Consider the following 12218-nt stretch of genomic DNA (forward strand, 5'->3'; position numbering starts at 1 on the left):
TCATTGCGCTAACGCTTGTATTTGTTTCTTATTGCTATCATGCCCCCTTCCCACACCCCTAGCCTTGATCAACCAGTCAATAGTACCCAAAACACGCACTTATCCGCTTACCAACGCAGCGTCAAAGAACGACTTTTTCATGCTGTGTTATTTGAAATATTGGGTATTGCGTTTGCCACTCCTTTAGCCATGTGGCTTACAGGAAAATCAGCCGGCTCCATGGCTGCCCTGTCTGCAGTTATTTCGGGCATGGCAACCTTATGGAATATGATTTTCAACTGGGTTTTTGACCGCTTGCAACAACGTATGGGCTTTGAGCGCACGATGATGGTGCGCCTCATTCATGCTTGCAGTTTTGAACTGGGTCTTATTGTTCTGGTTGTACCCGTGGTTGCCTGGTGGATTAATAGCAGTTTATGGCAAGCTTTGATATTGGATATAGGTTTAGTGTTATTTTTCCTACCCTACACCTTTATCTACAACTTGATATATGACAAAGTACGCACTCTTATCGTGGCGCGTCGCCGTTATACAACCAAGCAACGAGCGCGTGCTGAACACGCTAACGATTAACGCTTTACCGCTACCTTTAGCCAGCTTACGCTAAGGTACATATAACTACTACACGTCACTCCGTCTCTTTCACGCAGTGGCATCTTCGCACAGAGTGAACCACGTCGTGACTATACAGGCCAAAAAGAAATCTCTATTTACACACTTGCAGTTGTCTCATATTTCTGCCGGATTCATTGCTGTTTTAGTCGGCTACACGAGCTCAGTAGCGATTATTTTTCAAGCAGCGGCACTAGCAGGTGCAACTCAGGCACAAATAAGTTCTTGGATGTGGGCCCTAGGCCTAGGCCTAGGCGTGTTATCCATTGGCCTGTCGTGGCGCTATAAGGTTCCTGTTTTAATCGCTTGGTCTACACCAGGTGCCGCCTTACTGGCCGTGAGCCTTGAAGGGCTCAGCATCCCCCAAGCCTATGGTGTTTTTTTATTTTCCTCTGTGCTGACACTACTGTGTGGCCTAACCGGGGGATTTCAAAAAATTATGGCGTATGTGCCTCGTAGCATAGCGGCAGCCATGCTCGCTGGAATACTACTGCGTTTTGGCATGAACCTATTTAGCTCCATTCAAAGCCAGTGGTTACTATGCTTGGGCATGCTGTTTGTGTTTCTGCTGGGTCGGCGCTACTTCCCCCGCTATGCCATTCCTTTAGCACTACTAAGCGGCATCGCTTTATCGGCTGCTCAAGGTCTGCTGCATCCAGAAAGCCTTAGTTGGCAAATTACCACGCCCGTATTTGATGCGCCCGAATTTTCATGGACTGCACTGCTAGGTATAGGTCTGCCGTTATTTCTTGTGACGATGACCTCGCAAAATGTACCGGGCGTAGCCGTATTACAAGCTCATAACTACCATATTCCCACTAGCCCTCTTATTAGCTGGACCGGTTTAGTCGGTGTGCTACTGGCCCCCTTTGGCGGCTTTGCTTACAACCTAGCTGCAATTTCCGCTGCCTTATGCATGAGTGCAGAGGTAGACCCGGACCCACAGCAACGTTATAAGGCAGCAATGTGGGGCGGCGTTTTTTATCTTTTAGCGGGTATCTTTGGCGCTAGCGTGGTCGCTTTGTTTATTGCCTTCCCTCAAGAACTAATTGCCGCCATCGCTGGCTTAGCGCTGTTGGGCACTATCACTACCAGTATTCAAAGCGCCTTGGCAGAAAGCGCCCAACAAGAAGCCGCCATGGTGACCTTTTTATGTACGGCATCGGGCATGAGCTTACTGGGTATAGGTAGTGCCTTCTGGGGCCTAATTCTAGGCTTAGCAATCTATTACCTAGATCGTTGGCGCCAAAGAAAAAATCTCTGAAAACAGACTAGCTACAATAGACAATATCGTGATTGGCAACATTTACATAAACTTCCTCACTGCACTAAATGACATATTCCTTGACACTCAAAGATATACATTCTTAGTGGGAGTTGACTATGCCTGCTCAATCGCAATCACAGCAAAAAGCCGCCGGTGCAGCCCTTGCAGCAAAGCGTCGTCAGGCGCCCGTGAAAAAGCTGTATGGTGCGGCACTGGAGATGTACCGCAGTATGAGCGAAAGGGAGCTAGAAGAGCTCGCTCGCACGCCCCCTGGAAAATCGTTAAAACAACTTCCTAAGCATAGCGCTACGGAGCAGGGGGGGAAATCCTAACTCCTGCATGGGTTAGGCCTTGGTGTAAGAACTGCGCAAACTCTAACGCTCCTGGCTGATCGCCATGCAAACAAATAGTGTCTGCCTGCACGGTCAGCCATGAGCCATCAATCGCCCTTACTCGTTTATCGAGCACCATATTTAACACCTGCTCCAAGGCAGCTTCGCGGGACTCTATCATTGCTTGAGCATGCTGACGCCCAACCAAAGCCCCATCGGGCTGGTAAGCTCGATCGGCAAAAACTTCTTGCACCACTCGAACACCCACCTGTGCGCCCGCCTCCACAAGCGCACTTCCTGCCAAGCCATACAACTGCAAGCTGGGATCGACGTCTTTCACACTTTGGGCGATAGCCCGCGCTAGCTTAAGATCGCGCGCAGCCATGTTGTACAAGGCGCCGTGCGCTTTAACATGATGTATCTGGCTTGCTTGACTACGAGCGACTGCTTGCAAAGCACCAATTTGTACCACCATTAAATCGTATGCCTGTTGCGGAGTAATCTGCATTTCCCTACGTCCAAAGCCCATTAAATCAGGTAAGCCTGGATGCGCACCAATATTGACACCGTGTTTACACGCCAAACTCACCGTCTCCCTCATCGTGCCAGGGTCTCCCGCATGAAAACCGCAGGCAATATTGGCCGAGCTAACCAGCCCCATCACGGCTTCATCTTGACCCATACGCCAAGCCCCGAAGCTCTCGCCCATATCGCAATTAAGGTCTACCTGTTTACTCACTTTTTTACTCCACCAAAAAATTAATCTCTGTGCAGAGCCGATGCGGTGCTGCTGATTAAACGTCGAAACCATATGCAGGCATCGGCAGTATGCGTACGCGGATGCCACAATTGATAAAAGCTCATACTAGGAAACACAAGAGGAGGGGCCAATACACGTAACGGCATCAAGCGAGCATAATGTTCGGCAAACTGCCGCCCCGTTGTAAAGACCAAATCCGTACGCATCAATATATAAGGCACTAAGCCAAAATACGGTACGCTAATTTGCCCTTGCCTATGTATGCCATGTTGAGCCAACGTTTGGTCAATAATGCTTTGCTGGCCTTGGGCATGCAAAAAAGGCACTAAGTGTTGCACTTGAGCATAGTGTTGCAGGCTCATCCCCCGCTCAGCTAAGGGGTGCTGCTTACCCACTAAACAAACAATTTCATCGTCAAATAATCGTCCCCTATGCAATCGCACAGGTGGTGCGGGCCAGTTAGCTATCACCACGTCGAGCTGGCCCGACTCTAAGGCCTGCTCATAGTCATAACCAGGCCCTAAAGGATGCACGATGAGTTTTGCCTCGGGGGCCAGACGCACCATGCGCTCTATAATTTCAGGAATAAAAGTGGCATCTAAATAATCTGGTGCTCCAAGATGAAAAATACGTTGCGTCTGCAAAGCATCGAATTCTTTTGGCACAGACTCAATCTGGCTAATTGCTTGAAGCGCTTGCTCAGCATAAGCCAATAAGCCTTGCCCGCGCTCAGTCGGCACCATGCCATGCTTGGCGCGTAATAAAATCGGATCCTGGGTAATGTCACGTAACCGCCGTAAAGCATTGCTTACTGCCGGTTGCGACATATCCAGACGAATCGCGGTGCGAGACACACTTTGGCATTGCAGCAAAGTGTGTAGGACACGCAATAAATGTATATCGATGTGTTTTCGTGCTGTTTTTGTCATGTTATACATTGCAGTATACAAATTGGCCTATTTACCCTGTTTGGGGCGAATAATGCTCATCACCCACCGTGAATACACTCTGGCCACTGCAATGCTATCTTCATCATAGATCAAAAACATAAGAGTCATGCCATGAAAAAAAGAGCCATACGTTTTATTTTTCGCGGCCAGCCTCAAGAAGTCCAGCACAGCCCAACCACGCGCACTATTTTGCAGTATTTGCGCGAAGATGTCCGTTGCACTGGAACTAAAGAAGGTTGTGCCGAGGGGGACTGCGGTGCATGCACCGTCATGCTGGGGGAATTAGACGAACACGGTCACCTTGCCCTAAGGGCCGTCAACTCCTGTATTCAATTACTCCCTACCTTAGACGGAAAAGCGCTATACACGGTTGAAGACCTGGCTGCGGCTGACGGTACACTGCATCCTGTACAACAGGCCATGATGGACGCGCATGGCGCACAATGTGGATTTTGTACTCCAGGATTCCTCATGTCCTTATGGGGGCTTTACCTGCGTCACCAAGCACAAGCAACTATACCCACACGTCAAGAAATAGATGATGTGCTCAGTGGAAATTTGTGTCGTTGTACCGGCTATCGCCCCCTTATTGATGCTGCTTTACGCATGCATCAATATCCTTGCACTGAATTTGACCAGACCACCGTGACGGAGCAACTAAAGGCATTGCAAGCAGCGGGCCCCTTAGCTTACGAGTATCAAGGACAAACCTTCCACGCCCCCCAAACGCTCACTGAGCTTGCCCAGCTACGTGCTGATTATCCCGCCGCACGTCTGCTTGCGGGCAGCACCGATATAGGACTTTGGGTGACGCGTCAGTTTCGCGAACTGCCCCATTTAATTTATACCGGACGCGTCGCTGAACTGCACCGCATCGAGCAACAAGGATCTGAGCTATACATTGGCGCAGCGGCACTGCTTAATCACGCCTACGATGCATTGCTTGAGTACTTTCCAGAGCTACACGAACTGCGTCATCGTTTTGCGTCCTATCCTATCCGTAACGCCGGCACCTTAGGCGGTAACGTAGCCAATGGCTCCCCGATTGGTGACTCCATGCCTTGGCTCATTGCTCTACGTGCTCAAATCGTATTACGCCAAGGCGCACGACTACGACAAATGCCCCTAGAGGACTATTACCTCGCTTATCAAAAGACAGCGCTAGAAGTTGGCGAGTTTGTACAAGGCCTGCTCATTCCGCTTGACCGCGAGCACTGGCGTTTCCGCACTTATAAGCTGTCTAAACGGCATGACCAAGATATTTCTGCCGTCTGTGCCGCTTATGCCGTCAAGCTCGATGCGCAAGGTAATATCGAACAGGCGCGTGTCGCGTATGGCGGGATGGCTGCCACGCCAAAACGAGCGCACGCCTGCGAAGCCACTCTCCAAGGTCAACATTGGAACGAAGCCACTGCCCAATTTGGAATGCAAGCATTAGAACAAGACTTTCAACCTTTAAGCGATATGCGCGCATCGGCCCCCTATCGCCTGCTGAGCGCACAAAACCTCCTGTATCGCTTTTATTTGGAGACGCGGCCAGACGCACCACTGGCCGCCCACCAGCTAAATGTATTTAGTCTTGCCAAGCAAAACGTATCATTTCACCAAGAGGGGCAAGCATGAGCACGACCCGTCCTCAACCCTCCATGCCTAACTCATTTCGTCAAGTAGGCATAACCGCGCTGCACGAATCTGCACGCCTACATGTCACGGGGCAGGCCCATTACACGGATGACATACCCGAGCGGCAAGGCACCCTACATGCAGCGCTGGGGCTCTCATCGCACGCTCATGCACGTATCTTAGCGATGAATCTTGACGCAGTGCGCCAAGCCGAGGGAGTAGTCGCGGTTCTCACCTGCGCTGACATACCAGCCGACAACAACTGCGGCCCGGTTCTTAAGGACGACCCTATTTTGGCTGACGGCATGGTGCATTATATGGGGCAGCCCATTTTCGCGGTTATTGCACAAAGTCACGAACAGGCGCGTCGAGCAGCCCGCTTGGGAAGCATCGAGTACGAGCCTCTCCCGCCTATCCTTGGCCCACGAGCAGCCAAACAAGCAAACACTGCCGTACTGCCCCCCATGCGTTTAGTTCAAGGTGATGCGGCGGCTGCCCTAGCACAAGCCCCTCATCGTCTACAAGGACAGTTTGAGTGTAACGGCCAAGAGCAGTTTTACTTGGAAGGGCAAATCGCCTACGCCATCCCTAACGAAGGCACCCTACACGTCTGGAGCTCCACTCAACACCCCAGTGAAATGCAGACTTTAGTGGCACGCGCATTAGGCATTGGTGTACATAAAGTACTTGTTGAATGCCGCAGAATGGGCGGTGGCTTCGGTGGTAAAGAATCACAATCTGCTCTGTACGCCTGCCTAAGCAGTATTGCTGCCTCGAAACTGCAACGCCCCGTTAAGTTGCGTCTTGATCGTGAAGACGACTTCATGATCACTGGCAAACGTCATGGCTTTTACTACGAGTACGACATTGCCTTTGATGAGCAAGGTCGATTATTGGGCGCAGACGTAGACATGACCCTGAACTCTGGCTACTCCGCTGACCTTTCCGGCCCTGTCGCCACCCGTGCAATTTGCCATTTCGATAACGCCTATTACCTGGCGCACGCCGATCTACGTGCTCTGTGCGGACGTACTAATCAGCAGTCCAATACCGCCTTCCGCGGTTTCGGGGGCCCTCAGGGCGCACTACTCATGGAAGTCGTGCTCGACCGCATTGCTCGCTATCTCAAGCTGGACCCTTTGGATGTGCGTAAAATCAACTTCTACGGCACCGAAGATAGAAACCTCACGCCCTATGACCAGGTGGTCAGCGATAACGTGATTCATGAGTTGGTAGCCGAACTAGAGGCAAGCAGTCAATACCGCGAGCGCAGAGCGCAGATTGAGGATTTTAATCGGCATAGCCCTATTTTAAAGAAAGGCCTAGCGCTTACACCGGTTAAGTTCGGCATCTCTTTCAACATGCCCTCATTTAATCAAGCCGGCGCCCTCGTTCACACTTACCGCGATGGAACCGTACTGGTCAATCACGGTGGTACGGAAATGGGCCAAGGCTTAAATACTAAGGTGGCACAAGTGGTGGCGCACGAACTCGGCCTGCCCTTAAGCCACATACAAGTAAGCGCTACTGATACCAGTAAAGTGGCTAACACCTCTGCTACGGCAGCCTCAACGGGTACCGACCTCAACGGTAAAGCGGCACAAAACGCTGCTGCACAAATTCGGGCACGCTTACAAGAAATGCTCAGTGAGCGCTTTCACGTCGCGCCAGAACAGCAAGTCTTTGCCAATGCACAAGTTCAGGTGGGTGAGCAAACCTTTAGCTTTGCAGAGGTAGTGGAAATGGCTTACCAAGCTCGGATTCAGTTATGGTCCGACGGTTTTTACGCTACCCCTGGCTTGCATTGGGATGCCCAAAGCATGAAAGGACATCCGTTCTTCTATTTTTCGTATGGTGCGGCGGTAGCCGAAGTCGTGGTGGACACCCTAACAGGCGAGCACAAACTATTGCGCGCCGACCTACTGCATGATGTGGGCCAATCCATTAACCCAGACTTAGATCTAGGCCAAGTAGAAGGAGCTTTTATCCAAGGTATGGGTTGGCTAACCACTGAAGAACTAGTCTGGACCGACCAAGGTCGACTAAGTACAAACGCCCCCTCTACGTATAAGATCCCCGCCGTCAGTGACTGCCCTACTCAGTTCCATGTGGCCTTATATAAAAACCGCAATCGGATGGACTCTATTCATCGGTCCAAAGCGGTAGGTGAACCTCCTTTATTGCTCGCATTTTGCGTGTTCAATGCCATTGTGGACGCTATTGCAAGCCTATCTGTAGAGCGTATCGAACCCGAACTCAATGCGCCCGCAACACCTGAAGCAGTATTAATGGCAATTACGGCTTTGCGCCGCAGGGCAAGCCATGCATAAGTGCTTAACTCCCGCTTTGGCACACTTACATGACGGCGAGCACGTGGTGTTATGCACCGTCATTCGCACATTAGGATCGACACCACGTGAAATCGGTGCGCGAATGCTGGTGAGCAAAACCAAACAATGGCAAACGATAGGCGGGGGCAGACTGGAATGGGAAGTAGCAGAACAAGCGCAAGCCTTACTCATGCAAGCGCCAGAGTACAATTGGTTAGTACGTCGTTATGCACTAGGCCCAAGTCTAGGACAATGTTGCGGCGGAACCGTAGAAATACTATTTGAGTACTTAGACGCTAGCGACATTCCCGTGCTTGAGAATATGTTGACTAGCTACACTCTTCATCAAGCAGTGCAACGTCACGTCGAGCTCTACCCTCAACAACACCGTCATAGCTATTGCATACCGGCTACGCACTCACACTCGTCGTTTATACAAGCTGAACAAAACTTTATTTGGCAAGACGTACTCCAACCGGCCCCGTTACATATTTATCTTTTTGGTGCTGGCCACGTAGGTAACGCCCTGATTCATATTTTAGGCACCCTGCCCTGCCGTGTTTGTTGGATAGACGAACGCGCCGAACAGTTTCCATCCCACACTCCAGAAAATGTCACGCTTGAGGCGACAGACATTCCTGAAGCGATTATTGAGCAAGCGCCAGCCAATAGTTACTTCCTTGTCATGACACACAATCATGACCTCGACCTGCATCTATGCCTGCACATATTGCGCCATACGCAACCCGCCTACCTTGGGCTTATTGGCTCACTAACCAAACGAGCACGTTTTTTAAAGCGTCTACAACAACAAGGTTGTAGCCCGCAACAACTCGATGCTCTCGTTTGCCCTATGGGTATTCCAGGCATAGAGGGAAAGGCCCCCGCCTTGATTGCCGTAGCTGTTGCTGCTGAAATTTTGCAACATGCACAAGCATTACAATTGCTACCCACAGAAAAGCAATCTGCCAAGACACTTTCACAAGGACCTCAACTCACCCATGTCTGATAACAAACAATACGCTTGGCGTACTCAACTTATCTATTTTATTAATGATCCAGTCACCCATCCCCACGACTGCGTACGGCACCACACAGACGGCTTGCTGATCGTTCAAAATGGTCAGATTGTGGCCGCCGGTGATTATCATCAGACCCAACATTTGCTGCATCATGATGCCCTGTTGCAACTGCTGCCTAACAATATCATTATGCCGGGCCTGATAGATACCCATATTCATTACCCGCAAACCGATATTATTGCCTCGCCCGCTGAAGGCCTATTACCTTGGTTAGAAACATACACCTTTCCGGCAGAAAGCCGCTTTAGCGACCCCGAATTGGCCGCTGAAGTAAGCAAGGTTTTTCTTGACGAACTGCTGCGCAATGGCACGACCACTGCTTCGGTTTACGGCAGTGTTCATGTAAGTTCAGTTGATGCTTTATTCAATGAAAGCCATGCTCGCAACTTGCGTATGATCGCTGGCAAGGTCATGATGGACAGAAATTGCCCAGAGTATCTACAAGACACGGCAGAATCAGGCGCCCGTGACTCCGAAGCCTTAATTCAACGCTGGCATGGAAAAGGCCGTCAATCTTATGCCTTAACGCCTCGCTTCGCCCCGACCTCCACCCCTGAGCAATTGGGCGCCTGTGGCGAGTTAGCCAAACATTACCCTGATGTCTATTTGCAAACTCACGTGGCAGAAAACAAAGACGAGATTGCTTGGGTCAGTGAGCTCTTTCCCAATAACCGTAGCTACTTAGACGTCTACGATAGCTATGGTCTATTACGTCCCCGCTCCATATACGGGCATAGCATCTGGTTAGACGAGACCGATCGTTTACGCATGCACGACACCGGCAGCGTTGCAGCGCATTGCCCGACATCCAACCTCTTTCTTGCCAGCGGTCTGTTTGATTTTCAATCTATGCAAGATAATCAAGTCATGCATACCTTGGCCACCGATGTAGGCGGTGGTACCTCCTTTTCTATGCTACGCACCATGAATGAGGCTCACAAAGTGGCACGTTTAAAAGGCTACCACTTAAGCGCTTTATCCATGTTTTACTTGGCCACATTAGGGGCCGCCCGAGCACTAGAACTAGACACGCAAATAGGCAACCTAGAAAGTGGTAAGGAAGCAGACTTTATTATTCTGGACCCTGCCTGCACTCCCCTAATGGAACGTCGTATGCAAGGGGTCAACTCGTTAGAAGAGTTGCTATTTTTATTTGCAATATTAGGTGATGACCGAGCAATTAAGGCTACTTATAGCGCCGGCGTCTGTGTACATCAACGCAACGCTTAATATAAAACAATGCTTTTAAGGCTGTACATCTAATAAAAAACAGGTGCCTACGGGCATGTCGGCATGCTTGCTTAGCACCTGTAGATCCCAGTTTTGACTCACTGCAACCTGACGTGCCAAAGCTAAACCCAAGCCGTGTTGCACCACTGCGGCAGTATCCTCGGTGGAAAATTGATACCCGCAGCTAAATCCTCGTGTGAAAATTAACTCTTGCTCTTCGGATGCAATGCCTGGCCCTGTATCTTGAACCGCCAATACATGACCATATTGCCAAGAGACGCGAACCTCGCTACCACTAGCGTGCTTACATATATTGCGAAACAAAACCCTCACAATCATGAAGAGCGCTTGGGAGTCTAAGGTAAGACTAATCCCCTGCTTAGGCAACTCACACAAACGTACGCCACGTTGCTCCGCCTCTAGCGCTACGCTCCCCCATACTTGCTCCAGAAACTCGGCTAAAACTATCGTTTCCTGAACACTAGGACGTAAACTATGTACCTGCTCGGCAGCCGACAAACTTTGACTAATTGCATCCACTTGCCCTTGCATACGAGCCAAGCGTCTACTAGCCGATTCTTCATGTACATTTAAAGCTAGAAGCTCAGCATCACTGCGTAAACTCGCTAAGGAAGTGCGGATCTCGTGACTCAAATTCGCTGCAAAAGCTCTTTCGTGGCTGAGTAGGCCATCCACCTGATCTTGCATACGATTAAAGGCGTGCACGAGACGCCCCGCCTCATCGTCTTGGGCGATTGGCAAATTAGCCTTGCCAGGACCCCATCTTTCTAGATGGCGAGTTAACACCAATAAGGGCTGCACCGCGCGCCGAGCTAGTAACCCTGCACCCACAAAGACTAACAGCAATATTCCGCCACCATAAAGCAACATATCTCGGGCAAACTGGTGTACCCGCTGCTCGTGAGGACTGGCATCATAATAAAGCGTTAAACGCCCTTGGGGGGTGTCTTGGATAAGCGCATGGACAGTGATTCCATCGCCATGCCATTCGTGCAAACCTGGTGATAAGGACTGCAAAAAAGACGGTGTAACGTTTGACTGGCCTGCAGGCGTCCACCACACCTGTAACTCTGAACCAAGCTGCTCAGCTTGATAATGATAATTTTGCCTGAGCTGATCTACGTCGACCAGGCGCATCTGCGCCTCTGAGAGCAGCATCGCATTGACTAAGTCGTCCTCCATATGCGCAAACGCGATATACGCCAATAGCCCAAACACGCACAGCAGTAACGTGACCAGTAAGGCCATCGCGCGCGCCACTCGATGTTGAATGGAACGACGCGGCGGATAGAGCCATTTGAACAAAATACGCATATTAATTGGGCACTGCCAGCCTCCAGCCCAGACCTGGCAACGTGTCTATTTCTCCTGCTCCCGAATCACTTAAAGCGCGTCGCAGCAAATGTATTTGGCTACGTAAAGCCTCAGCAGAAGGAGGCCCCTCTGGCCATACTATTTTTTCTAAAGCTTTGCGACTAAGCACTGCCCCCGGGCGACGCATCAAAGCCTCCAGAATTTGTCGTGTTTTAAAACTCAGATGCAAAAGCTGTCCATCCACCTTGACCAGCGCCGTATCCAAATCATACTCTAAACAATTCCACCGCAGCACCCCATAGCTGGGCTCCAGACCTTGGCCGCGACGAAGTAAGACTCGTAATCTAGCCTCCACTTCAGCTAGGGCAAAAGGTTTCACCAAATAATCATCCGCACCTAAATCAAACGCAGTTAGCTTACTTTCTAACTGATTTCTTGCCGTTAATACTAATACCGGTAAAGCCAGACGCTCACGCTTACGCATCACCTGTAATACTCCATAACCGTCCAAGCCAGGCAAGCCCAAATCTAAAATCATGGCGTCAATCCCGCCTTGCTCAAGCAAACTAATAGCACCATGGCCATCGTATGCCGCATCAGGCTCGAACCCCTTCATTTCAAGATAGGTATACAGATTTTCTGCGATAGTCATATCATTTTCGACGATCAAGATACGCATTGACATGATGGCTACTAC

General features: G+C 50.3%; 11 protein-coding genes. 7 read left to right on the forward strand and 4 right to left on the reverse strand.

Going from position 1 to position 12218, the window contains the following annotated elements; genetic code table 11:
* Positions 1–39 precede the first annotated feature (39 nt).
* The 3 genes from OSH01_RS15065 (at position 40) to OSH01_RS15075 (ending at position 2211) form a co-directional block, all read left to right on the forward strand.
* The gene (locus OSH01_RS15065) at positions 40–573 is read left to right on the forward strand and encodes a multidrug/biocide efflux PACE transporter (protein WP_266124953.1); all 534 of its coding nucleotides are present in this window, start codon (positions 40–42) and stop codon (positions 571–573) included.
* A gap of 106 nt (positions 574–679) precedes the next feature.
* Entirely contained in the window at positions 680–1876 is a 1197-nt protein-coding gene (locus tag OSH01_RS15070) for a benzoate/H(+) symporter BenE family transporter (RefSeq protein ID WP_266124954.1), read from the forward strand.
* Between the two features lie 119 nt (positions 1877–1995).
* Positions 1996–2211 (forward strand): DUF3008 family protein, encoded by a 216-nt coding sequence (locus OSH01_RS15075; RefSeq protein ID WP_266124955.1) that lies wholly within the window; start codon positions 1996–1998, stop codon positions 2209–2211.
* Here the strand turns inward: OSH01_RS15075 and OSH01_RS15080 are convergent.
* Complete coding sequence (locus tag OSH01_RS15080) at positions 2186–2950, reverse strand: LamB/YcsF family protein (RefSeq protein WP_266124956.1); 765 nt, start codon at positions 2948–2950, stop codon at positions 2186–2188. The two genes, OSH01_RS15075 and OSH01_RS15080, sit on opposite strands and share 26 nt — an antisense overlap.
* A 20-nt stretch (positions 2951–2970) precedes the next feature.
* Positions 2971–3900 (reverse strand): LysR family transcriptional regulator, encoded by a 930-nt coding sequence (locus OSH01_RS15085; protein ID WP_266124957.1) that lies wholly within the window; start codon positions 3898–3900, stop codon positions 2971–2973.
* A 132-nt stretch (positions 3901–4032) separates the two neighbouring features.
* On the opposite strand from OSH01_RS15085, the gene xdhA reads away from it, so the two are divergent.
* The 4 genes from xdhA to guaD are packed head-to-tail and all read left to right on the forward strand — an operon-like array spanning position 4033 to position 10186.
* Positions 4033–5544 carry a xanthine dehydrogenase small subunit gene (gene xdhA, locus OSH01_RS15090; RefSeq protein WP_266124958.1) on the forward strand — a complete coding sequence of 504 codons (1512 nt, stop codon included), beginning with the start codon at positions 4033–4035 and terminating at the stop codon, positions 5542–5544.
* Positions 5541–7874, forward strand: coding sequence for a xanthine dehydrogenase molybdopterin binding subunit (gene xdhB / locus OSH01_RS15095; RefSeq protein WP_376918092.1), 2334 nt, complete (start codon positions 5541–5543; stop codon positions 7872–7874). The genes xdhA and xdhB overlap by 4 nt, the downstream gene beginning before the upstream one ends.
* Positions 7867–8883 carry a xanthine dehydrogenase accessory protein XdhC gene (xdhC, locus tag OSH01_RS15100; RefSeq protein WP_266124959.1) on the forward strand — a complete coding sequence of 339 codons (1017 nt, stop codon included), beginning with the start codon at positions 7867–7869 and terminating at the stop codon, positions 8881–8883. The genes xdhB and xdhC overlap by 8 nt, the downstream gene beginning before the upstream one ends.
* Complete coding sequence (gene guaD / locus OSH01_RS15105; RefSeq protein WP_266124960.1) at positions 8876–10186, forward strand: guanine deaminase; 1311 nt, start codon at positions 8876–8878, stop codon at positions 10184–10186. The genes xdhC and guaD overlap by 8 nt, the downstream gene beginning before the upstream one ends.
* A gap of 15 nt (positions 10187–10201) precedes the next feature.
* Here the strand turns inward: guaD and OSH01_RS15110 are convergent, their stop codons facing one another.
* Complete coding sequence (locus OSH01_RS15110; RefSeq protein WP_266124961.1) at positions 10202–11521, reverse strand: sensor histidine kinase; 1320 nt, start codon at positions 11519–11521, stop codon at positions 10202–10204.
* A gap of 1 nt (position 11522) precedes the next feature.
* Positions 11523–12200 (reverse strand): response regulator transcription factor, encoded by a 678-nt coding sequence (locus OSH01_RS15115; RefSeq protein WP_266125028.1) that lies wholly within the window; start codon positions 12198–12200, stop codon positions 11523–11525.
* Positions 12201–12218 lie beyond the last annotated feature (18 nt).

The sequence above is a fragment of the Alcaligenes endophyticus genome, assembly GCF_026344035.1.
GTDB lineage: Bacteria > Pseudomonadota > Gammaproteobacteria > Burkholderiales > Burkholderiaceae_B > Alcaligenes > Alcaligenes endophyticus.